18 protein-coding genes and 1 pseudogene are annotated in these 22,313 nt (G+C 49.1%); 10 read left to right on the top strand and 9 right to left on the bottom strand.

The genetic code is table 11. The features are described 5' to 3' along the window. Nucleotides 1-23 precede the first annotated feature (23 nt). A complete protein-coding gene (locus NC980_RS13325) occupies nt 24-758 on the top strand; it encodes a response regulator transcription factor (protein ID WP_190377027.1) in 735 nt (244 codons plus the stop codon). 77 nt (nt 759-835) lie between these two features. Here the strand turns inward: NC980_RS13325 and NC980_RS13320 are convergent, their stop codons facing one another. Then, nucleotides 836-1,366, bottom strand: coding sequence for a hypothetical protein (locus NC980_RS13320; protein ID WP_190377026.1), 531 nt, complete (start codon nt 1,364-1,366; stop codon nt 836-838). A 163-nt stretch (nt 1,367-1,529) separates the two neighbouring features. On the opposite strand from NC980_RS13320, the gene rpsB reads away from it, so the two are divergent. Both rpsB and tsf read left to right on the top strand, forming a co-directional pair. Beyond that, nucleotides 1,530-2,312 carry a 30S ribosomal protein S2 gene (gene rpsB, locus NC980_RS13315; protein ID WP_190377025.1) on the top strand — a complete coding sequence of 261 codons (783 nt, stop codon included), beginning with the start codon at nt 1,530-1,532 and terminating at the stop codon, nt 2,310-2,312. Nucleotides 2,313-2,373: 61 nt separating this feature from the next. Further along, the gene (gene tsf / locus NC980_RS13310) at nt 2,374-3,036 is read left to right on the top strand and encodes a translation elongation factor Ts (protein WP_190377024.1); all 663 of its coding nucleotides are present in this window, start codon (nt 2,374-2,376) and stop codon (nt 3,034-3,036) included. 75 nt (nt 3,037-3,111) lie between these two features. Here tsf and kaiC read toward each other — a convergent pair whose 3' ends face one another. The 3 genes from kaiC to NC980_RS13295 all read right to left on the bottom strand — a co-directional run bounded on the left by kaiC (nt 3,112) and on the right by NC980_RS13295 (nt 6,074). Beyond that, the gene (kaiC, locus tag NC980_RS13305) at nt 3,112-4,668 is read right to left on the bottom strand and encodes a circadian clock protein KaiC (protein WP_190377023.1); all 1,557 of its coding nucleotides are present in this window, start codon (nt 4,666-4,668) and stop codon (nt 3,112-3,114) included. A gap of 128 nt (nt 4,669-4,796) precedes the next feature. After that, nucleotides 4,797-5,114, bottom strand: a complete 318-nt coding sequence (gene kaiB, locus NC980_RS13300; protein ID WP_190377022.1) for a circadian clock protein KaiB — start codon at nt 5,112-5,114, stop codon at nt 4,797-4,799. Between the two features lie 66 nt (nt 5,115-5,180). Further along, complete coding sequence (locus tag NC980_RS13295) at nt 5,181-6,074, bottom strand: circadian clock protein KaiA (protein ID WP_242026919.1); 894 nt, start codon at nt 6,072-6,074, stop codon at nt 5,181-5,183. 376 nt (nt 6,075-6,450) lie between these two features. On the opposite strand from NC980_RS13295, the gene NC980_RS13290 reads away from it, so the two are divergent. Then, a complete protein-coding gene (locus tag NC980_RS13290) occupies nt 6,451-9,495 on the top strand; it encodes an ATP-binding protein (protein WP_190377021.1) in 3,045 nt (1,014 codons plus the stop codon). A gap of 106 nt (nt 9,496-9,601) precedes the next feature. Here NC980_RS13290 and NC980_RS13285 read toward each other — a convergent pair whose 3' ends face one another. Further along, nucleotides 9,602-10,342, bottom strand: a complete 741-nt coding sequence (locus NC980_RS13285; protein WP_190377020.1) for a creatininase family protein — start codon at nt 10,340-10,342, stop codon at nt 9,602-9,604. Nucleotides 10,343-10,448: 106 nt separating this feature from the next. Here NC980_RS13285 and btpA point away from each other — a divergent pair, with 106 nt between their 5' ends. Beyond that, nucleotides 10,449-11,300: a photosystem I biogenesis protein BtpA gene (btpA, locus tag NC980_RS13280; RefSeq protein WP_190377019.1), complete on the top strand. Its 852-nt coding sequence runs from the start codon at nt 10,449-10,451 to the stop codon at nt 11,298-11,300. A gap of 42 nt (nt 11,301-11,342) precedes the next feature. Here the strand turns inward: btpA and NC980_RS13275 are convergent, their stop codons facing one another. The 4 genes and pseudogenes from NC980_RS13275 to NC980_RS13260 form a co-directional block, all read right to left on the bottom strand. Beyond that, on the bottom strand, nt 11,343-11,495 hold the full coding sequence (locus NC980_RS13275) for a hypothetical protein (RefSeq protein ID WP_190377018.1): 153 nt from the start codon (nt 11,493-11,495) through the stop codon (nt 11,343-11,345). Beyond that, nucleotides 11,494-11,595, bottom strand: a pseudogene (locus tag NC980_RS13270) (IS1 family transposase); the annotation flags it as partial. The pseudogene NC980_RS13270 and the gene NC980_RS13275, both read right to left, overlap by 2 nt. Nucleotides 11,596-11,670: 75 nt before the next feature. Then, nucleotides 11,671-14,991, bottom strand: a complete 3,321-nt coding sequence (locus NC980_RS13265; protein WP_190377016.1) for an efflux RND transporter permease subunit — start codon at nt 14,989-14,991, stop codon at nt 11,671-11,673. A gap of 16 nt (nt 14,992-15,007) precedes the next feature. Continuing rightward, on the bottom strand, nt 15,008-16,435 hold the full coding sequence (locus NC980_RS13260) for an efflux RND transporter periplasmic adaptor subunit (RefSeq protein ID WP_190377015.1): 1,428 nt from the start codon (nt 16,433-16,435) through the stop codon (nt 15,008-15,010). 232 nt (nt 16,436-16,667) lie between these two features. Between NC980_RS13260 and NC980_RS13255 the strand changes: the two genes are divergently transcribed. The 5 genes from NC980_RS13255 (at nt 16,668) to NC980_RS13235 (ending at nt 22,251) form a co-directional block, all read left to right on the top strand. Next, the gene (locus NC980_RS13255; protein WP_190377014.1) at nt 16,668-18,320 is read left to right on the top strand and encodes an alpha-amylase family glycosyl hydrolase; all 1,653 of its coding nucleotides are present in this window, start codon (nt 16,668-16,670) and stop codon (nt 18,318-18,320) included. 110 nt (nt 18,321-18,430) lie between these two features. Next, nucleotides 18,431-18,700, top strand: coding sequence for a 30S ribosomal protein S15 (rpsO, locus tag NC980_RS13250; protein WP_190377056.1), 270 nt, complete (start codon nt 18,431-18,433; stop codon nt 18,698-18,700). A gap of 4 nt (nt 18,701-18,704) precedes the next feature. Next, a complete protein-coding gene (locus NC980_RS13245) occupies nt 18,705-19,238 on the top strand; it encodes a PAM68 family protein (RefSeq protein WP_190377013.1) in 534 nt (177 codons plus the stop codon). 102 nt (nt 19,239-19,340) lie between these two features. Continuing rightward, complete coding sequence (gene aroF, locus NC980_RS13240) at nt 19,341-20,402, top strand: 3-deoxy-7-phosphoheptulonate synthase (RefSeq protein WP_190377012.1); 1,062 nt, start codon at nt 19,341-19,343, stop codon at nt 20,400-20,402. 184 nt (nt 20,403-20,586) lie between these two features. After that, complete coding sequence (locus NC980_RS13235; protein ID WP_190377011.1) at nt 20,587-22,251, top strand: mechanosensitive ion channel family protein; 1,665 nt, start codon at nt 20,587-20,589, stop codon at nt 22,249-22,251. Nucleotides 22,252-22,313: the final 62 nt, after the last annotated feature.

Below are 22,313 nucleotides of genomic sequence, written 5' to 3'. Positions count from 1 at the left end.
CGATCGCTGTTATTGGCTCACTTATGCGATCGCCTGGATTATCCATTACGCCTAGTTTTTATCAAGCCTCTATCTTAGTGATTGACGATGAAACTGTCATTCTCGAATCGCTCACTTCAGCCCTGACTCAAGAAGGATATCGAGTCTTGACAGCCAGAGATGGACAGCACGCACTTGATATTATTGAATCCCTAAAGCCCGAAGATCCGGCGATCGAACTCATCATCCTCGATCTCATGCTGCCTCGCTTAAGTGGACTTGATTTATGTCAAATTCTGCGTCAGCGAGGAAACACAGTTCCAATTTTGATACTAAGTGCCCGCGCCAGTGAAACTGATATTGTTGTCGGTCTAGAAGTCGGTGCAGATGACTATCTCACCAAGCCGTTTGGACTGAGAGAACTGATTGCACGCTGTCGAGCATTGCTGCGCCGTCGATCGCAAGACCAACCCGAAACACAGGCGATTTTGCAATACGAAGAGATCACACTGTATCTGCAAGAGTATCGCGTTTTCGTGCGGGGACAGGAGATCAATCTATCCCCCAAAGAATTCTCCCTGCTAGAACTGTTCATGAACAACCCGCGCCGCGTGCTCTCGCGAGAACAACTGTTAGAACAAGTTTGGGGAATAAGCTATCTAGGTGATTCTAAAACCGTAGATGTGCATATTCGCTGGTTGCGCGAGAAGCTAGAACTTGATCCAAGTACACCGCTATACATTACAACCGTTCGCGGATTTGGCTATCGATTTGGATAGCAATCTAACGACGATCGCCCCGATATTCACCTACAGTGCAGGGACGATTCGGCGAATCCTACGGGAGCACGATCGACCTACGTTAACCAGGTTCCCACCTGCGGCACGATAAATTTGTTGATCAACCATCCCACCCACAAGCCCTCCCAGCCAATTATCGTTAACGTCCGCATCACAGACGATCGGCGAAATCCTGCTCGTTCCATCCGATACTTCGCTCCCCCAACCGCCCACAGCCAAATGCCTGTCGCTACCAACCCCGCCGCACTCCACCGCGCCAACTCTGCGTTTTGATCCCGCAGCAGCACTCCTGCGATCGCACTCACGCCCGCCAAACTCAGCACCACTAGCCCGCTTCTACCCAACTGAAGCGATGACCCAACCGCTACTGCCAGCGCCGCCAGCGCCGCACAGACCCAAATGCCAAACGCCACCCGCGAAGCAGCAAGCCCCCAGCCAGCCAGCACATAGACAATCCACAGCAATGTCAGCCCAGATAGCGGAACGCGATCGAGTTCCCGGCGTGGAACCCGAAACGCCGCGATCGCGCTTAACACTCCTCCCAAAACCGTAATCAGCACATCTATCTGTGTCGGAACCTGAAGCATTCAACCATCCTTAGAAACCCAAACTGCCTCCAGGTTATCAAACCCGTTCATGTGTTACCCTAGATAAGCTGTTAAAACTCTCACATTCAGGATTTCGGGTGGTGCATTCTAACGAATCGCTGCTTTCTGAATGGACGATAAACCCGAACTAGGAGATCAATTCATGCCAGTTGTTTCGTTGGCTCAACTACTTGAGTCGGGAGTCCACTTTGGGCATCAGACCCGCAGATGGAACCCCAAAATGAGTCCCTACATCTACACCGCTCGTAACGGTGTACACATCATTGACCTGGTGCAAACCGCTCAATTGATGGACGGCGCATATAACTATGTGCGGACTGCATCAGAACAAGGGAAAAAATTCTTATTCATCGGCACAAAGCGTCAAGCTGCGGGCATTATTGCTCAAGAAGCAAGTCGCTGCGGCGCATATTACGTCAACCAGCGCTGGCTAGGTGGAATGCTCACCAACTGGGCAACGATCAAAACCCGCGTTGAGCGCCTCAAAGATCTAGAGCGCCGAGAAGAAACAGGCGGACTCGATCTGCTGCCGAAGAAAGAAGCATCGGTGCTGCGTCGGGAATTGGAGCGACTCCAGAAATATCTGGGCGGTATCAAGAATATGCGGAAGCTGCCTGATGTGATCATCATGGTCGATCAGCGTCGGGAGTATAACGCAGTTCAAGAATGCCTGAAGTTGAACATTCCGATCGTGGCGCTCCTCGATACCAACTGTGACCCTGATACCGTTGATGTCCCGATTCCGGCAAACGATGACGCGATTCGATCAATCAAGCTGATCGTCGGACGCTTAGCGGATGCAATCTACGAAGGTCGTCATGGTCAACTCGAAGCCGAGGAAGAGTACGACTACGAAGGCGCAGAAGAAGAGTACGAGTACGACGAAACTGAAGTTTCGGACGACGAAGAAAGCGCAGAATCATAGGACAATGTGGAGGAGAATATTTCTCCTCCATCCTCTCTAAAGACATTGGGAACTGAGGCAAATGGCAGACATTTCAGCAAAAGCGGTGAAAGAACTGCGCGAAAAGACGGGCGCAGGGATGATGGATTGTAAGAAAGCGCTGACCGAAAACGGCGGCGACATGGAAAAGTCGATCGATTGGCTTCGCAAGAAGGGTATTGCGTCGGCGGGCAAGAAAGAAGGCAAAATCACGGCTGAAGGTCTGGTTGACAGCTATATTCACATCGGCGGACGGATCGGTGTTTTAGTAGAAGTGAACTGCCAAACGGACTTTGTGGCGCGCAACGATGCGTTCAAAGAGCTAGTTCGGAATATTGCCAAGCAGATTGCCGCAAGCGCGAATGTAGAGTATGTCCGCGTTGAAGATATCCCGGCAGAAATTGTTGAGCGGGAAAAATCGATCGAGATGGGCAAAGATGATATCGCTGGCAAGCCCGACAACATTAAGGAAAAGATCGTTCAAGGTCGGATCGATAAGCGCTTGAATGAAATGTGCTTGTTGCCCACTCCTTACATCAAAGATCCGAATATCACCGTTGAAGAATTGGTGAAACAGAACATCGCGCAACTCGGCGAAAATATCCGGATTCGTCGCTTTGTTCGCTTTGTCTTGGGTGAAGGTATCGAGAAGGAAGAAACCGACTTCGCTGCAGAAGTCGCCGCACAAATGGCAGGCGGAAAGTAAGGATTTGATTGATATGAAAAAGCGAGGAGATTGATCTCCTCGCTTTTTTGTTTCATGCCTTGTGGGCGACGATCGTTAACTCTTATCCTCGCTTCGCAACCCTTTTGTAATCCGAGACAGATCGCTCTTCTCATCGATCGCAACCCGAGTCGGCGACCCACTAATAATGCGCTCAAAATTGCGGAACGAATCCTTAATCTCAGGCCCTTGATCGCTGATTGTATACTCCCGGATTCCTTTATCGTGCCAAGATCCGCGCATCTTAAACACATTCAGCGCTCTCGACATTTCTCCCCGAATTTCTACATATTGCAGCATGATAATCGTGTCGGTAATCGTCGAGATATGCGAATCCGTGATCGAATGTGACCCCATAAATTGATCGGTAGTGTTCGTGAAGAAACCTGTAATCTCTTCTTGCTTTGCGAATCCAGTCACCCCAATCACAAACTGACGAAACGCATTATTACTCACCCCTCTTGCCAGCGCCGAAAGCGAATCGATCGCAATTCGAGACGGCTTGAATTCTGCAATTTCAGATTTAATAATCTGCAAGTGATCCTCAAGTCCTGCCGACTCCGGATACGCGCAAATAATTTTCAATAAGCCCTTTTGCTCTAGCTCCTCAAAGTCAATGCCCCAAGAGTAGGCGTTTCTCGATAATTGAGCGCGAGACTCTTCGTAAGCAAACAGAATCGCCCGATCTCCCCTGGTACAAGCCTCTTGTAAAAACTTGCTCACCAGCAGCGTTTTTCCGGTTCCGGTTGCACCCGTTGCCAGAATGATCGAATCTTTGAAAAAGCCGCCGCCGCACATTTCGTCGAGCGTTTTTACACCTGAAGAGACGCGCACATTCGACGATCGCTGAGTCAAACGCATCGCGCCCAACGGAAAGATATTAATTCCCTGATTCGTAATCGTGAACGGATACTCTCCTTTCATATGCGTCGTGCCACGCAGCTTCAGAATCTCGATCGTTCTTCTACGCCGTTCGCCTTCCAGCACATTTCGCACGATCGCAACGTTATCCGAAACGAACTCCTCTACTCCAAACCGCGCCACCTGACCATACTCCTCGATGCGCTCTGTGGTCATAACCGTCGTTGCGCCCACTTGTTTGAGCCGCGCCACTAGGCGAAAAATCTCGCGCCGCACCACCGATGCTGCATCATACTGTTGAAACACAGCCGTCACTGAATCGATCGACACCCGCCTCGCTTTGTATTTACGAATCGCATATTGAATGCGTTCGATCAAAGCAGATAAATCAAAATTTCCAACGACATCTTGACCCTCTGGATCGGGAGAAGCATCGAGAATAAACAGCTTTCCTTCATCAATAAATTTTTGAAGATCCCAGCCGAAGCTAAAGGCATTTTTGATAATATCTGCGGGCGATTCTTCAAACGTGACGAATACGCCTGCTTCATCAAACTGAGTAATACCGTTGTAAATAAATTGAACTGCAATCAGCGTTTTTCCAGTGCCAGAAGTGCCGCTTACTAAAGTTGTCCGACCAATCGGTAAACCGCCATGACTAATATCGTCAAAGCCTTCAATCATCGTGCGGATTTTCTGGACACCGGTAAGCTGCGGAGGGTTACGTTGTTCGATCGGGTTGCTCGAAGTCATAGGGTTAGAATGTCACACAAACGGAGCAAGCTCCTTATTAATTATGAAAAGAATTAAAACGGGACTGATTCATCTATTTACCACAAAACTTGCAACTAAAAAGTTTGATTCAGTGTTGTCAGGCTGTTTTATTCTGCATCAATTTCTTCTTCGCGTAATTCTTCATAAAGCAAATCCAGTCCAATTAAAACTTTTTCTCGATCGGACAAATCTCCAATAATTTTACGCACAGGTGGGGGTAGAATTTTCGCCAATGTGGGTGTTGCAAGAATTTTGTCTTCTTCGGCTAACTGCGGATTCTTTAACACATCAATGACTTTCAGCGCATAAACACCTTGAAACTCCTTTTCAAGAATATTATTCAGCATCTTTAGTGCACGAACCGAGTTTGGTGTATTGCCGGCAACATACAGCTTCAAGACGTAGGTTTTTTTCAAAGGACTCATATTTTAATCGATCGCGATGAACACTAGCGTAGCGCTCACGATGGGCTGAAGAATCCGAATTCTAAGTTAAGATTCACGCGGAATTGAGCGACGGTACATCTCGCAAAGATGGGCGATCGTATCAATCAAGGTGAGCCGATAATCGAGGAGAATTTCTTCGCTTCTTCCTTCTAATTTTAGCTGTTTTGCAAATTCGTCCATCAGCTCCATATGGATCTCAACGATGTGCGACACAGGCACATCTGCAAAAAACGCCGCATTGACAAAATTGTCGATCCGTTGATTCAGATCGTGCTCGTCCTGGAAATAACTCAAGATAATGACGCGATACTCGATCCGAAGCTGCTCTAGAAATTCCGCCTGCTCATTGGGAGGTAGGTTTTTGAGAAAGACTTTTGGACTGCGTTTGTAGTAGATTCCTAAGTAGCCTAATCGCTCTTTGAGTTTGTCGGTCAGTCGGCGCTGTTGCATCATTAGAAAGTTCTGCGCGAGCAGATCGCGAGTAAAATCCGGGGTCGTAATCGGGTCAGGAAGCTGACACATCGGGGACAACGCTAAAAACGCTTCGATCGCTTGAGCAATCGAGATATCGAGGCGATCAAGGTCTGCGAGTGACACCCAGATCTTAGCGGTGTGGTAGAGAAAGGCGAGTTTGTGGTCAATCTGCCGTGGTTCAGGTTGAACAATCACAACCGGAAGCAAGGTCGCCGCTGTATGGAGCCACTCTAGGACAGACATTAAGTTCTGCCCGTCCTCTAAAATCAGACAATCTAGCTGCTGTTTTTGGTGCTCAATCAGTTGGAAAAAATCGGCTTCGGACTGCGCGATCGACAAAGCATAGCGGTCTTGTAGCATCTCGCCTAAAAGTGACTGCTCGACTAGCCGAGTCAGATCAGGGGAATCGAGGTACACACCGATCGAAAGCTGCGGACGCACGATCGAAGAAACAGGAACTGTCAAAACGAAAAACCTGAATGGAATGAAGGGAGCTAAATCGTATTCTAAGATTCTTCCTACAAAAATGTTGAAGAGAAAGTGCCAGAGTTAGGGCACAGACTTTTATCAAAGGTCTAATTTAGATTGAAGCGTTTGGCGCTCCGTTAATTATAATTACATAAAGCTTTTTCTCTCATATATAGGTTTCCCACTGTGTCATGATTTAGGCTTAAATAAATTTAAATTCGCTTCAGTTGAGTGTGAGCACTCAACCTCATATAAATTCCATTTCAGTTAGTGCTTTTGCAGCTCGATAAACCGTAATCAGACCTTGATCAGCGATTAAAATCAAGGACAACGCTGATTTGCAATCTTCTGCCGAATCGGTCAGGATAAAGCGATGGTGATCTATCCAGCCTCGATTCATGATTTCATCGAGCCTGCCCCCGTTTGTTTGCAGTCGGCAACTTCGGCTGAAGTAATCGAACTGCTGGGGCGATATCACGCTGACCGCTTGGTGTTCGTGGATGAGCGGCAGTCTCCGATCGGCGTAATTCATGCGTATGCGTTGCTATCTCGGGTCGGACAGGCGGAAGAGTGCGACCTTGAATTTTTGATCGAGCCGCTACCGACGATCGTGGACACGACGGATTTACTTGGACTTGAATTTTCGAGTCCGATTCGGTATTGGGCAGCGGTGAACGCAGCGCATCAGTTTCTCGGATTAGTCGATAGCGTGGTGTTACGCACCTGGTCAGAATTTTTGCAATCCGAGCCGATTAAGCCGAAGGTTTCCTCTGAATCCCTCTGGCATCGCGCCAAAGCCGAAACCTGTGCAGAACTGGAACGATCGCGCCTGAAGCTCTCACCTACAATGAATCAGCTTCAGCAGCAAATTCAAACTCAGACTGCCAAACTTGGCTATGAACTCGTTGATTGCTCTATACGCTTTGATGCAGTCGCTGAACCTGACTCAAACGCAACGTTAATGCAATTTCTGGATCACCTACCGTTGCCCTTGATGCTGCAAACCCAAACTGGAGAGGTGATTGCTCAAAACAAAGTGTGGGCAGAGCAACTGGGAGATATCCTCGATCCAAACTGGGTGCAGCGAGATGCAGCCACGATCTTAGAGCTTGCCGCGCCTGCTGTCCAATCCTCAACCCGTAGCGCACCCGTGGTTGCCTCTGTGACGGCTAACCTTTGCCAAAAAGGCTCTGCACCAAATACCTGTATTTGCGTTTGTCCGCTAAAAAATGGACAAGAGCGCGTGTTACAGTTTGCCAAAATTCCGCTTGGGGAACTGTTCTCACACCAGCATATTCCAGCGGTAGATTCTGATTCAGCGTTTCGACTGGCAGCCTTTGAGCAAGGGACAGCGCACTCCGATCGTTCCCAAGGGCCGACGCAAGAGAGTGTTTGGCTGGTGCTGGCGCAAGACATCACGGAACAACAGCAGCTTTCGCGAGAACTCGCAGCCAAAAATGCCGACCTGATTCAGCTCAATCGTCTGAAAGACGAATTTCTTGCCTGTATCAGTCACGAACTCAGAACCCCACTCACCGCCGTTCTCGGCTTATCGAGTTTGCTCAAAGACCAGCTTTCTGGAACGCTGAACGAACGCCAGATTCGCTATGCCCAACTGATTCACCGCAGTGGGCGGCATCTGATGGCGATCGTCAACGATATTCTCGACTTGACGCGGATTGAAACTGGACAACTCGAACTGACCTTTTATTCTGTCAGCCTGAAGTCTCTGTGCGATCGAGTAATCGAGCAAGCGCAGCAAGTCTGTTTAGAAGAAGAGAAACCAGAAACTAGAACAGTTCTCGACGCGATCGGAGCTTTGCCAGCATGCACCCTAGAAATTGAGCCAGGACTGGAAGCCTTAGTTGCAGATGAATTGCGCCTGCGTCAAATGCTGGTGCACTTGTTGTCGAATGCGTTAAAGTTCACCGATATTTCTGGCAAAATTGGCTTAAAAGTAAGTCGTTGGGAAGGCTGGATTGCTTTTACCGTCTGGGATACCGGAATTGGGATTCCTTCTGAAAAGCAGCATTTAATTTTCCAGAAGTTTCAGCAGCTTGAGAATCCGATGACTCGTCGATTTGAAGGAGCTGGATTGGGATTAGTGCTGACGCAGCGTTTAGCACGGCTGCACGGTGGCGATGTCTCGTTTGTGTCTAAGGAGGATCAGGGCAGCGAATTTACGCTTCTGCTGCCGCCCACTCATCCGCATCCCACCGATCGCATTGCTGTTTCTCGCCCGAAATCGAGCAGCAATCGCCTCGTTCTAGTCGTCGAAGCCGTAGTGAAGTCGATCGAACTGCTTTCAGAACAGCTTGCCGAGCTAGGATACCGCGTGGTGATTGCGCGATCGGGAACCGAAGCGATCGAAAAAGCCCGTCGTTTACAGCCTTGTGCAATGTTTATCAATCCGCTGTTGCCGACGCTCTCCGGTTGGGACGTGCTGACGCTGCTGAAAGCTGAGCCTGAAACGCGAGAGATTCCGGTGATTGTGACGGGAACTCGTGGCGATCGCGATCAAGCCTACCGCAATCAAGCCGATGGATTTGTAGCATTGCCGATCGTGCAGAAAGCGCTTCAGCAAGTCCTCAACCAACTCACGCCCGATGAGGTATCGGTGCCGCCGATCGTGGAGCCACTGCCCCAAAGCATCGTGATTTTGCGGCTGAGTCCAACCCGCTACGGGGAACTGCATCGGTTGGGAAATCGATCAGGGATTGATCTGAATGCTTTGCTGCACAGCCAGAATTACCGCGTAGTCGAAGCAGACGATCTAGAGCAAGCCGAACTGCTCGCACAGGTCTGGAAGCCGAATATCGTGCTACTCGATGCGGCGGTCTCTGACCCCATTGGCTACCTGAAGCTATTAGGAGACTGTAGTTTTCTAGCTTCGCTACCCTTGGTCACGCTCGATCCGGTGACAGCACAAGCCGCGAATCAAGTGCCTGGATTAACTGTGTTTCCTTGCTTAGCACCCGTTGACGAAAGCGCAGAATCTTCCGCACTGCTGCAAGTGATTCAAGTGGCAGCAGGCTTTGCTTGGCGACCGTTCGTGTTGGCGATCAACTCTGCTAAGTTGCGCTCTCCCGAAGCTAAGCGCTCAGACTGGCTACAAGCCGTGATGCAATACTTTCAAACGGCTGGATTTCGCGGCATGATTGCGCGATCGTGGCAAGATGTCCTACAAAAGCTCGATACCCAAAGCATCGATTTACTCTTGCTTCATGCTTTGGACTTGGATCAATCCACGATCGAGCAGCTTTCACCCTTAAAGCGATTCCGGGAAAAAGTTGCGATTGTGGTCATCAATCATCAGCCCGAAAATACGCCGCTGCTCGAAGCGATCGCGACCGTTGTACTGCCGCCAATGCCCATGGAAGATTTGCTCAATCGCGTTAACAGCATTTTGACGAAATGATCCTGCACGAAATTGCGGATATCAATGCCTGGGTTGAGCCGACGTTTTCGATCGACTGTCCTTATTCTCTCGACTCTGTGTTAGATGAAGACTGGCCGCCCAAAAGTTAGTCCGTTGCTAAAAACTCTAAATATGAACTGCTAATTTCTTTGACTGCCAACTCATAGAATTGTTTACCGTGTTCGGGAGTGGCAAGTGCAGGATTCGACCCCATGCGTCCGTCAGGGTAGTGATTGCGAAAATCGATCGCGCCATAAATTCGATGCCCCTTCGCCACAGGCTCACTCAACGGCGCAGATTTAATCGCTTCGGGATAAACATACTGAGTTAGTGCAACTTCACTCGGCGTTGCATGAGATCCCTCTTGATCCCCGTATAACTCTTTTGCCAGCTTATACACCGAGCCGCACATATACCAATTACTCACCACACACTGAACACTGCGCGAAATTCCTGAATCCGATAGATAATCATACGTTTCTGAAAATGCCGCTTTTAACGTTGCAACATTTCCCCCGTGTCCGTTAATAAAGAAAAATTTGCGAAATCCCGCTTTCGCCAAACCGGAAACGTAATCCCGAATCACCAGAATCATCGTACTCGGCCGTAAACTCATGCTGCCGGGGAACGCCAGGTGATGCAGCGCCATTCCCACATTGATCGTTGGCGCAACTAAGGCATCGCTCGACTGCCCGACCCCTTTGGCGATCGCCTCCGCACAAATCGCATCCGTTCCGATCAATCCCGTCGGCCCATGTTGCTCAGTCGAACCGATCGGAACAATGATGCCCGTCGATCGCGTCAAATACGTCTCTACTTCTTGCCAAGTCGATAAATGCAGCAACATAACTGTTTTTTCAAATTCCTCCTTCCAGTTTCCTTCATTTCGCCTACAGAATCGCGTTATCATTTCCTATATTGACGTTGCTTAGAAAGCCGATCCCGTAGGCGCTGTGGACTTAAAACAAATATTCAAAACCCAAACCCCCATCATTGGGGTGGTTCATCTCCTGCCCCTGCCGACTTCTCCGCGCTGGGGCGGTAGTTTGAAGACCGTTCTTGATCGTGCCGAACAAGAGGCGACTGCCCTCGCCGCTGGCGGCGTAGACGGGATTATTGTGGAAAATTTCTTTGATGCCCCGTTTCCCAAAGATCACGTCGATCCGGCAGTGGTCAGCGCCATGACTGTGATTATTCAGCGCTTGCAGCAAATGATCACGTTGCCGATCGGGATCAATGTGCTGCGGAATGATGCTCAGAGTGCGTTGGCAATTGCCTCTTGTGTGCAGGCGCAGTTTATCCGCGTCAACGTCTGGACAGGCATTATGGCAACGGATCAGGGCTTGATCGAAGGACGTGCTCATGAATTGATGCGCTACCGTCGCGAGTTGGGCAGCGATGTGAAAATTTTTGCAGATGTTTTGGTGAAACACGCTCGTCCGTTAGGATCGGTGAATTTGACCACAGCGGTACAAGATACGATCGAGCGTGGATTAGCCGATGCAGTGATTCTGTCTGGCTGGGCAACGGGCGATCCACCTAACCTAGAGGACTTGGAATTAGCGCGGGATGCGGCTGAAGGAACTCCTGTATTTGTGGGGAGCGGCGCAGATTGGGAAAATGTGCCGCAAATGATGCAGGTCGCAGATGGTGTAATTGTGTCAAGCTCGCTGAAGCGGCAGGGCAAGCGAGAGAATTCGATCGATCCAATTCGCGTCAGCCGATTTGTGGAAGCGGCGAGAAGAGGGGTTCCGCTGCAAAAAAATGAGAAGTCAGTTCCGCCCGTGAAGCTGCGAAACTTTTAAGTTGCCAAAATGCCGTAATGATGAAATGTGATCATGCTTCACTCATTCACGTTCAACCGATGGCTTCAGTCGGCGAACGAGTTGAAGTTGAGCAGTGAGATCGCTAGAACGGAGAGTTGATCGAGCGAAAATGCGATCGTTGAGATCGTCTGGCAATTGTCGATTATTTGCTCTAGCAGCAGCGAAATTAGCCATCAATGAATTGATGCTTACACCTGAAACGGATGTAACTTTGTCTACCTCTTCCCTTTCCGTTCTTACGGATATGAGTCGATTGACATTCTGGGCATTGCATTAAAACTGATCCCAATTTCTTCCTCTATTATGCAATGCCCAGATTTTTGCGAGTTGCTTCTCGATAATGCTGTCCTCAAGGGTGCTTATCTTGATCGCTCAATTGCCCCGCAGTTTCCCGGCTCGTTGCATCGTGTGGATGACCATTTAGATGACCATCCACAGTCTGATCTGTCCTGCCATTCACCGTCACAGTTCTCAAGGGTCGTTTAATCCGATCCTCAAACGACTTGATCACAATGTACAGCACTGGAACAATAAACAAGCTGAGGAAGGTTGACACCGCCATCCCCCCGACGATCGCAGTTCCGAGGGATTGTCGAGCTGTTGCACCAGGACCCGTCGCAATCACAAGCGGCACAGCCCCGATTGCCGTTGCGATCGCGGTCATCAGAATTGGTCGCAGTCGTTCCTGCCCTGCGGCAATCACTGCACTCGCAATCCCTTTGCCGCGATCTCGTTCTTCGTTGGCAAACTCCACAATCAAAATCGAGTTTTTACTTGCCATCCCAATCAGCATGACAAAGCCGATTTGAGTGTAAACATCATTCGAGCTTCCCCGCAGTAACACTGCCAGTAATGCACCTAAAATTGCCAAGGGTACAGTCAGCAGAATGATAAAGGGATCAACATAGTTCTCGTACTGTGCCGCAAGCGTCAAGAACACAAAGACGATCGCTAATCCAAAGATAAAGAGTGCTGCACCGCCTGACTCAATTTCTTCGAGGGATAGTCCTGACCACTCGAACCCAAACCCTTTGGGTAAGGCTTCTTTTGCAACCGCTTCCATTGCCTGAATTGCTTGTCCTGAGCTTGACCCCGGTGCGGATGCGCCGTTGATTTCCACTGAGCGGAACAGATTGTAGTGCGTAATGATCGAAGGGCCATTCTTTTGGCTCACTCTAACTAAGTTCCCTAGCGGAATCATGCGTCCGGGTTCACCATTTGCACCCGCACTGCGAACATACAATCGCTTGATGTCTTCAGGATTCGATCGAAACTGTTGGTCAGCTTGTACATACACGCGATACGCTCGGTTGAACTGGTTAAAGTCATTAATGTAAGCAGAACCGAGAAAGATTTGCAGTGTACTGAAGATATCTTGAATCGAGACATTGAGTTGATTCGCCCGATCGCGATCGACTTCAATGGCAATCTGCGGTGTATTGCCATTGAAGTTCGGGCGCAAGCCAGACACTTTCGGACTTTGTGGCGAAGGATAAGTAGAGGCACGCTGCATAAAGTTACCTAGCGTCTCACCGAGAGCCGGAAAGCCTAAACCCGTGCGATCTTGTAAGTGAAACTCAAAGCCACCAAAGTTACCGATACCCGGAACCGCAGGTAAGTTAAACGGCAGAACTACCGCTTCTTGAATAGCTGCCATTTTTGGAAACAGTCCGGTTGGTCGAGGGAAAAAGCCACCAATGATAGCTTCTAGTGATTGATTCGCTCCGGTTCTTTCTTCCCAAGGTTTGAGGGTGGTAAAAATCAAGCCATTGTTCGGTGTTGCTCCACTAAAGCTAAATCCACCCACCGCGAAGATGTTAGCAACTTCTGGCTGTGCTTTCAGAATTTCCTCAGCTTGTTCTAGAACTTTCTCGGTGTAGTTGAGTGAAACTCCTTCAGGGGCTTGAACAATGGTGATAAACACACCTTGGTCTTCATCTGGAATGAACGCTTGAGGCACAAAGTTATAGACAAAGTACGTCAGCGTCAATGCTCCTGCGAACAGTGCCAGAATCAATCCTTTTCGACGTACCGCCCGATCGAGGTTTCGTCCATAACTTTCACGAGTTTTATCAATGATCCAATTCACTCGCCGGAAAAACCAATTGTTGCTTTTGGTTTGTCCGGGCCTGAGCAACAATGCCGACAGCATTGGCGTAAAGGTCACCGCATTGAAAGTTGAAACTATAACTGAAAATGCGATCGTTAATGCGAACTGTCGATAAAGCTGTCCGGTTGTTCCCGGAAAGAAAGCTACAGGCACAAACACAGTGATCAACACCAATGAAGTTGCAATCACCACACCAAACAATGTGTTCATCGATGCGATCGCAGCTTCTAAAGGTCGCTGTCCTTCCTCCTGAATCCGTCGGGTAATGTCTTCAATGATTACGATCGCATCATCTACAACTAATCCCGTTGCCAGTGTTAATCCAAACAATGTGAGCGTGTTAATCGAGAATCCCAGCAGTTTCACAAAGATAAACGTACCGAGAAATGCGATCGGAATCACGATCGAGGTAATAAACGAAGCTCGCCAATCTTGTAGAAACAGAAATAGAATCAACACCACTAGAATGATGGCTTCAAACAGCGATCGGATAACTTCTCTTGCACCGGCTTCAATAAAGGTTGTGGTGTCAAATGCAATCTCATATTTCAGTCCCGGCGGAAAGCTTGCCGAAAGATTTTGCATTTCCTCTTTGACCGCTTTTGCAACATCGAGCGCATTACTGCCAAACTGTTGGTTCACGCCCAATCCTACGCCTCGGTGGGTCACCCGATCTTCGGTTGTAAATCTCAGCAAAGAACCATAGTTCTCGGCTCCAAGCTCTGCACGACCGACATCTCTCAGCCGCACTAAAGTTCCAGTCCCCGCAGTTTTAATAACTAGATTGTTGAATTCCTCAGTGTCTTTGAGTCGTCCTTGTGCAGTGATCGAATACTGATACTGCTGTCCTGGAGCTGCGGGAGCTTGTCCGATTTGTCCGGCTCCTACCTGGATGTTTTGCTGTTGCAGTGCAGCAATCACATCTTGAGGCGTGAGTGTTCGACTAGCTAATCGCTCTGGATCAAGCCAGAGACGCAGTGCATAAGTTCGCTCACCAAAGATCTGAACTTCACCGACACCTTTAATCCGGCGAACTGCATCTGCTAGATACAAATCTGCATAGTTACTGAGGTAAAGATCGTCATAGAGATCCTGATTTTTCGCCTCGTCTCGCTCGGAATACAGCCCGATCGCTAACAGAAAATTATTGTTCGTTTTAGCAACTTGAACTCCAGTTTGCACCACAGGGGCAGGTAAACGCGACTGCACCGTGGACACTCGGTTTTGCACATCCACCGCAGCTAAATCCTGATCGCGCCCCAAGTCAAACGTTAGATTAATCTGACTCACGCCATTGTTGGCGCTAGTGGATTTGATGTATTTCACACCATTAATCCCGTTCAGTTGCCGCTCTAGAATATTCGTGACCGTTGATTCGACGACTTCAGCATTTGCGCCCACATAGGCCGAAGTCACACTGACTTGAGGCGGAGCAATTTCTGGGTACTGCGCTACAGGTAAGGTCGGAATACAAGCCAGTCCCAGCAGCGTGATCATGATTGAACACACTGTTGCAAACACAGGGCGTTTAATGAAAAACGTGGAAATTGAGAAAATCATAAATTAGCGCCATTGACTAAGGTGAAGGTGGACGCTGAATCTGTGCGGCATCTGCGATCGGCGCACAGTTTTGCAGTTGTAAAATTCCCGAAGTTACGATGCGATCGTTGGCTGTGGCTCCTTCTAGCACTTCTTGTTCGTTACCGATAATTCTGCCAAGCTGAATGGGCTTTTGTGCTGCAACTAACTGATCGGGAGTCACTTCAATTTTTCCACCTCCTCTAGGAGCAGCAGGCGCTTCACACCCTGAAGCATTAAACGGAGCCGCGACAAACAGAAAATCTCTTCCGCCTAAGCGCGAAATTGCTGTTGTTGGTACTAGCACACCCGGACGAGTCGCCCAAACCACTCTCGCTCTGACAAATTGCGAAGTTCGTAGATTTCCAACATTGGCAAATCGCGCTTTCGTCAGTACAGATTGCGTCGTCGGATCAACGTTCGGTGCAACAAAGGAAATTTGTCCGGTTTGGATCGCTTGGTCTTTCTCGTTTAGCAGTTTGACAGGTAATCCCGTCTTGAGCGCGGAAGCTCGCTCTAGAGGAATTTGAATCTGAATTTCTAACTGTTGGTTTTGCGTGACGTTGAGTAGTTGAGTTGTATTGCTCACCGTGTCACCCACTTTCACAGGAATGTCCCCGATCGTGCCTGCAAACGGTGCTGTAATCGTGAAATTTTGTAACTGGGCAGCGCCTTCAGCCGTATTCGCTTGCGCCTGTTCGACGGCTCGCTGATTTCGAGCAACGGTCGTTTCTGCCCGCTGAATGGCGGCACGTTGAGCAGCGAGATCCGCACTGGCTTCTCTGAGGGCAGCTTGAGCCGTTTGCAGCGCATTTAATCGCTGATCCACGACCTGCTGACTGGTTGCGCCTTCTTTTTGCAGTTGCACAAAGCGAGTGTATTCTTGTTGCGCTAATTGCACATTTGATTCGGCGGTAGCGCGTCGAGCATCAAGCGATCGTAGGGTTTCGCTCGCGCTAGCGACATCTGCCCGTGCCGATTCCACCTCAGCTTGAGCGGTTTGTGTTGCAGATTGCCGACTCGCAAGTTGGGCGCGTTGCTCGGCGGAATCAATCTGAATCAAAGGTTGCCCTGCCTCTACTCGCTGTCCGGGTCGCACAAAAATCGCTGCAACTTGCCCGGAGACCCTTGGCTGCAATGTCACCGACTGACGAGAATCGAGGCTGGCGGCATAGTCAGAGCTATCTTCGATCGTCGCTGCCTTCGGATTTGCAAGCGGTACCGGAGTCGGTTGCGGTTTCATCTGACTGGCAATCATGATCGGCAAAATCAGCCGATTAAACAGAATCCAACCCAATCCGCCGACGATCGCAGCTCCAATTAAAGCAGGAACCAAATATCGTCGCCAACGAGGAGGTTTTCGTTCTGGAGGGGTTTCGGTAGAAGTCTGAAGCGTCAGATCTCGATTAGTTTCTTCGCCGTTCATTAGTTTAGCCACTAAGGTCTAGATACGATCGGGCGTGGAGCGTAAGGACAAATTCAAGGATCAAATGGCTTTCTATATTACTATGGATGCGAACTATTTGATCTCTGCCTGTTGATAGAAGATCTATCTGGGGATAGTTAGCAAGTCGGCGAAAGTCCTTCAGCAGTCAGATGTACGAACAGTTTCAGAACAGTAATACTTTTCAGACAAAACAGTTTTACCATTTATTTTTATGAGTAGCCCGATCGAATTTAATGTGTTCGCCCCACGCAACGAAGCGGTTCATCTCGTTGGTTCTTTCACTCAAGAAGATATCCCAATGCAGAAGGGCGAAGATGGGTTTTTTCGGGTAAAAGTCAATCTCGAAGATGGGCAATATCAATACAAACTGCGCGTAAAATCAAACAGTCCCGCCTTGCAAGGACAGTGGGTTGAGACAAATGATCCATACATGACGGAGATGGATCGTAAAACAGAAAATGGAGTTGTACGAGTAAAAGACGGACAACGCATTTCAGATACATATACCTGGCAACACGATCGTCAACCGCTTCCCGAAAATCGCGATGTGATTCTCTACGAAATGCACATTGCAGATTTCTGCGGAAAAGGCACTGATATCTCTGATCCCACTAAGTTTAAGCAGGTCTTAGACAAGCTCGATCATTTAAGCGAATTGGGCATTAATGCGATCGCCCTCATGCCCGTTACCGAATACGATGGCGACTATCGCTGGGGCTATATGCCGCTTCACTTTTTCGCACTTGAAAGCAGCTACGGCAAACCCGAAGACTTTAAACGCTTGATCGATGAATGTCACGGGCGCGGAATTCGCGTTTTGATTGATTGCATTTTCAATCACACAAATGAAGAAAGCCCGTTGTTAAAGATCGATCGTGACTATTGGTACTACCACGATCGGCATTATCCCGAAGATGATGCAAACTATTGGGGGCCTGAGCTGAGCTACGAAAATTACGACAGCGATCGCAACATTCGACCGACCTGGAATTTTGTTCGCGATGTAGTGCAATTCTGGATTCGCGAGTATCACATTGATGGTATTCGCTATGATGCCGTGCGCCAAATCGCAAACTATGAATTCTTTGGCTGGTTATTTCAGCAAATTGAAATTAAAGATAAGCCTTTTTATCAGATTGCAGAGCATATTCCTGATACCAGTGAGGTTTGCAGCCCCAAAGGTGTGTTTGATGCTTGCTGGCATGAAAGCTTCCGCTACTTCCTGAAAGACGCGCTTATCGGTCAATCGGTCGATTTAGAGGAACTCAAGAAAGCGATCGATGCTCGTCAACAAGGGTACGCTGGCGCAACCTCAGTGATTAACTATCTAGCAACACACGATCGCGAACACATGATTGTTGAACTGGGCGATGTTGGCATTTTTGATCAGCCTGCTTTCGATCGCGTCAAATTCGGCGTGATTCTTCAGCTTACTGCTCCGGGTATTCCCATGATCTGGATGGGTGATGAATTCGGACAAGCCACCCACAAAACGCAAACAACTCTGGAGCCGAACCAATTAGATTGGTCGTTGCTCGACCACAATCGCGATTTGTTTGAGTTCTACAAACGAGCGATCGCCCTCCGTCACGAAAAATCCTCGCTCCGCACTGACAATATCGAATTTTTCTTCGAGCATCTAGACGATAAAGTTTTGGCGTATGTGCGCTGGAACAATGACGGCGAAAGGGTGATCGTGGTCGCAAATTTCTCTGACCAAACTTATGAGAACTATGCGATCGAGAATCTTCCGATCGATTGCTGTTGGCAGGACTGGAGCGATGGCAGCGAAATCGAAGTGAATGAGGGGAGAGTCGCGCTCGATCTGCCAAGTTTCAGCGCCAAAGTTCTGTTGAGTCAATAATGGAGTCGGGGAAAGACCCTATTTCCCCAAAATTTCCCTTACCGCTCCCCCGAATTGCTGTGATAATATTAAAAACTGCCGTATTCATCGCAATTCAGGACAAACTCTCAATGGCACTGGTACAAGAACGCAAACAAGAAATTATTAGCCAATATCAAGTTCACGAAACCGACACCGGATCGGCAGACGTGCAAGTGGCAATGCTCACCGAGCGCATCAACAAGCTCAGCCTGCACCTCAGAAGCAACAAAAAAGACCACGCTTCCCGCACCGGACTGCTGAAAATGATTGGTCAGCGCAAGCGCCTTCTTGCCTACATCCAGAAAGGTGATGCCGATCGCTATCGTGCTCTGATTACCCGTCTTGGTATCCGGGGTTAAATCCATGCCCGATAACGCCCCTGATCCCAACTCAGAGCGACTTCCATTCGAGCCAGGACGCAAGAAAGCGAAGTCATCCGCAAAACCCGCGCCCGAACCCGCGAAAACTCCCGCAAAAGAAGCAAAGCCCGCTCTAATCGAGAAGCGCCCCAAATCTTCTCCGAAAAAGGCTCAGGCCCCCGCTCCCAGCCGCGAAGATCTCGCTGTCCCTGAAGTGGTCAGTCGGCGGATGGCGCGGCGGATGGCCTTCTTTTGCGGCGTTCCGACGACGTTGGGCATCGCTACATTTGTGGTCAGTTATTTCATCGTGACCCAAGGCATTTACAAATTGCCGAATACTGCGGTTGTGCTTGTGAGTATGCTCTTTTTTGGGTTAGGGGTGGTTGGATTGTCCTACGGCATTCTCTCAGCCTCGTGGGACGAAGATCGCGTCGGTGGAATTGTTGGAGCCAGCGAATTCTCGACCAACTTTGGACGACTGACCGGAGCCTGGAAAGAAGCCCGCGAGCAGCAGCGCCAAAAACGCAGCCAGAATTAGGGATTCGATCGAGTACGGTACGATTAATTGACAGCAGACTGATCCGGGCAGTTCACTGCTCGATCGGCACAAGAATCAACACATTCAGCAGGAACGTTTAACATGATTGTGGTTATGAAAGTCGGCTCCCCGGAAGCCGAAATCGCCCGCCTCACCGAAGAGTTCTCGACTTGGGGACTCTCTCCCGAAAAGATCGTTGGAAAGCATAAAGTCGTGATTGGCTTGGTCGGTGACACGGCTGAGATGGAGCCACTCCAAATTCAAGAATCCAGCGATTGGATCGAGCAGGTTTTACGAGTTGAGCAACCCTTCAAGCGGGCAAGCCGCGAGTATCGCCACGGTGAAGCCAGCGAAGTTCCGATTTCAACCCCGAATGGTGTCGTTTACATCGGTGAGAATCACCCGATCGTCACGGTCGCAGGCCCTTGCTCGGTCGAGAACGAAGAGATGATCATTGAAACTGCTCGTCGAGTCAAAGCAGCAGGCGCACAATTCCTTAGAGGTGGCGCATTCAAGCCCCGGACTTCTCCCTATGCATTCCAAGGACACGGAGAAAGCGCACTCGGTTTGCTGGCAGCAGCACGTGAAGCGACCGGACTGGGGATTATTACAGAATTAATGGATGCCGCAGATCTAGAACCGTTGGCAGAAGTAGCTGACGTGATTCAGATCGGCGCACGCAATATGCAAAACTTCTCGCTGTTGAAGAAAGTTGGCGCTCAAGACAAGCCGATTCTGCTCAAGCGGGGAATGGCAGCGACGATCGAAGACTGGCTGATGGCAGCAGAATACATCCTTGCTGCCGGAAACCCGAATGTAATTCTGTGCGAACGCGGAATTCGGACATTCGATCGCGAATACGCCCGAAATACTTTAGACCTCGCAGCGATCCCCGTTCTCAGAACGTTGACCCACCTGCCAATCATGATTGATCCAAGTCACGGAACCGGACGCGCTGAGTACGTTCCTGCAATGGCGATGGCATCGGTTGCTGCGGGAACTGATTCGCTGATGATCGAAGTTCACCCGAATCCGAAGAAAGCCTTGTCGGATGGGCCGCAATCGCTCACCCCGGATCAGTTTGATCAATTGATGAAGCAGCTCGCGATCGTCGGTAAACCCCTCGGACGCTGGACAGAACAACGTCAACCCATCGCCGTTTAGGTCTATCGGTTGAAATCTTACGCCTCCTGAAGATCTTCAGGAGGCGTTTGTTTTTGCACTTCTACCGCAATGGAGAGATGATCGCTACAGCCGCTTCGCTAGAATCCTCGACTGATAAATCAAAAGGAGGTGTGAATTGCGATCGCGCAGGTTTATCTTCACGGTTGTCTTAAGCATCTTACTGATGTTGAGTTCTTCGGCTCTAGCGCAGAATCCTGTTCTACCGAGTCCAAAACTGGAACTCCCGCAATTTAGCAATACCGAGGTCAGAACGGCTCCAGTCCGTCTAGATGGACGAGAACTGTTTCAGATTGCGGTTCCAGCCAACAGTGGAGCAAGTCAGCCGAACCAAAGCAGCGCGCTTCAAGTCCGAGTGCAAGGCATCGAAGCAACGCTACAGCGCCTCGCAAATCAAACCAGCGCGGCTGCACCGCAAGTTACCGCTACGATCGACACCAGCAGTAATCTGCCTATAATTACGGTGAATCGGCAGTATCTCATGACTGTGACCACGCTGGATGCTCAACTGCAAGGACAAGAACTGACGACTTATGCAGAAAGTCTGACGCAAATCATTCGGGACGGTCTGATTCAGGCACAGCGCGAACGGCAGCCTGAATTTATTGCACAACAGGCAGGGAAGGCGAGCGCGATTTTGTTGGGTATGGTTGCTTTAAGTTGGCTGGTTTCTCGTTTGCAAGCTTACCTCCAAAGCCATCAAAGACACCAGCACAGCGAAGCATTATCTCTCTCTGAATTGCCACCCAATACGCCTGAAATGGCGAGTTCTCGCACTCAGTTGATGGTGAAACAACAGTTAGCAAATCGTCAGCAACGCACCATGAAAGATGTGCGCCGTCGATCGCTTCAGCTTGTGCAGCTCATCATTTGGGCAACGGGTGGATATACGATTTTAGGGCTGTTTCCGCAAACGCGATCGCTTCAGCCGCTTGTGCTTTCAACTCCGTTGAAGGTACTAGGAATTATTGTTTTAACCTATCTAGCGATTCGATTTAGTGAACTATTAATCGATCGTCTCTTTATTGCGCTTGATATTCCCCAGCAATCTACTCCGGATGTTTCTCAACGAGTGGCGCTGCGTGTCTCGACTTTCTCCCGCGTTGTCAAAGGGTTATCTACACTGATTTGGGTCAGCATTAGTTTGATTACAATCTTATCGATTCTTGGGATCCAAGTTTTGCCATTGTTAGCAGGTGCGGGAATTATTGGACTTGGCATCTCTTTAGCGTCGCAGAACTTAATTAAGGATGTGATTAATGGATTTCTGATTCTGTTGGAAGATCAGTACGCAGTCGGAGATGTGATCCAAGTTGGAACGATGACGGGATTTGTTGAATCAATTAGCTTAAGGATTACGCAGATTCGCAATTCAGAAGGGCGATTAATTACGATTCCAAACAGTGCAATTTCGATCGTTGAGAATCTTTCAAAGGATTGGTCGCGGGTTGATTTATCGATTGCGATCGCGTTTGATGCCGATGTGGATCAGGCGATTCACTTAATCGAAAAAGTTGGACAGGACATTAGCCACGATCCAAACTGGCAAACCAAAATATTAGAAACACCCCAAGTCTTAGGAGTTGAAAATATCAGCAATGAAGGAGTCACAATCCGAATTTGGATTAAAACTCAACCGTTGCAGCAATGGTATGTGGGGCGCGAATTTCGGAAGCGATTAAAGCGAGCGCTGGATGCGGCAGGAATCTCGATCGCCATTCCGCAACAAGCTTTTTCGGTGCGAGGCGCGATTGACGATGAAATTTTTGACCCCAATGAGAATGAGAACTCTAACCTTCAACAATCCTCTAACCCTAATAAGGCGAATTGATGTTAAAAGATCGAACAAGTCACAACTGCACCAAACGATGCTTCGATATTCCCTTATTACGC

The sequence above is a fragment of the Leptolyngbya sp. AS-A5 genome (genome assembly GCF_039962495.1).
Taxonomy (GTDB): Bacteria; Cyanobacteriota; Cyanobacteriia; order Leptolyngbyales; family Leptolyngbyaceae; genus Leptolyngbya.
Note: the sequence above shows the minus strand (reverse complement) of the source record. Positions and strands in the feature narration are given on the sequence as shown.

What these genes read in the sequence shown, in the direction of transcription:
- NC980_RS13275 (WP_190377018.1), bottom strand. Translation starts at nt 11,495, where the DNA reads ATGGCTAATTTCGCTGCTGCTAGAGCAAATAATCGACAATTGCCAGAC.
- kaiC (WP_190377023.1), bottom strand. Translation starts at nt 4,668, where the DNA reads ATGACTTCGAGCAACCCGATCGAACAACGTAACCCTCCGCAGCTTACC.
- NC980_RS13260 (WP_190377015.1), bottom strand. Translation starts at nt 16,435, where the DNA reads ATGAACGGCGAAGAAACTAATCGAGATCTGACGCTTCAGACTTCTACC.
- NC980_RS13290 (WP_190377021.1), top strand. Translation starts at nt 6,451, where the DNA reads ATGGTGATCTATCCAGCCTCGATTCATGATTTCATCGAGCCTGCCCCC.
- aroF (WP_190377012.1), top strand. Translation starts at nt 19,341, where the DNA reads ATGATTGTGGTTATGAAAGTCGGCTCCCCGGAAGCCGAAATCGCCCGC.
- NC980_RS13235 (WP_190377011.1), top strand. Translation starts at nt 20,587, where the DNA reads ATGTTGAGTTCTTCGGCTCTAGCGCAGAATCCTGTTCTACCGAGTCCA.
- NC980_RS13320 (WP_190377026.1), bottom strand. Translation starts at nt 1,366, where the DNA reads ATGCTTCAGGTTCCGACACAGATAGATGTGCTGATTACGGTTTTGGGA.
- rpsO (WP_190377056.1), top strand. Translation starts at nt 18,431, where the DNA reads ATGGCACTGGTACAAGAACGCAAACAAGAAATTATTAGCCAATATCAA.
- kaiB (WP_190377022.1), bottom strand. Translation starts at nt 5,114, where the DNA reads ATGAGTCCTTTGAAAAAAACCTACGTCTTGAAGCTGTATGTTGCCGGC.
- NC980_RS13265 (WP_190377016.1), bottom strand. Translation starts at nt 14,991, where the DNA reads ATGATTTTCTCAATTTCCACGTTTTTCATTAAACGCCCTGTGTTTGCA.
- rpsB (WP_190377025.1), top strand. Translation starts at nt 1,530, where the DNA reads ATGCCAGTTGTTTCGTTGGCTCAACTACTTGAGTCGGGAGTCCACTTT.
- NC980_RS13285 (WP_190377020.1), bottom strand. Translation starts at nt 10,342, where the DNA reads ATGTTGCTGCATTTATCGACTTGGCAAGAAGTAGAGACGTATTTGACG.
- NC980_RS13245 (WP_190377013.1), top strand. Translation starts at nt 18,705, where the DNA reads ATGCCCGATAACGCCCCTGATCCCAACTCAGAGCGACTTCCATTCGAG.
- NC980_RS13325 (WP_190377027.1), top strand. Translation starts at nt 24, where the DNA reads ATGCGATCGCCTGGATTATCCATTACGCCTAGTTTTTATCAAGCCTCT.
- NC980_RS13255 (WP_190377014.1), top strand. Translation starts at nt 16,668, where the DNA reads ATGAGTAGCCCGATCGAATTTAATGTGTTCGCCCCACGCAACGAAGCG.
- tsf (WP_190377024.1), top strand. Translation starts at nt 2,374, where the DNA reads ATGGCAGACATTTCAGCAAAAGCGGTGAAAGAACTGCGCGAAAAGACG.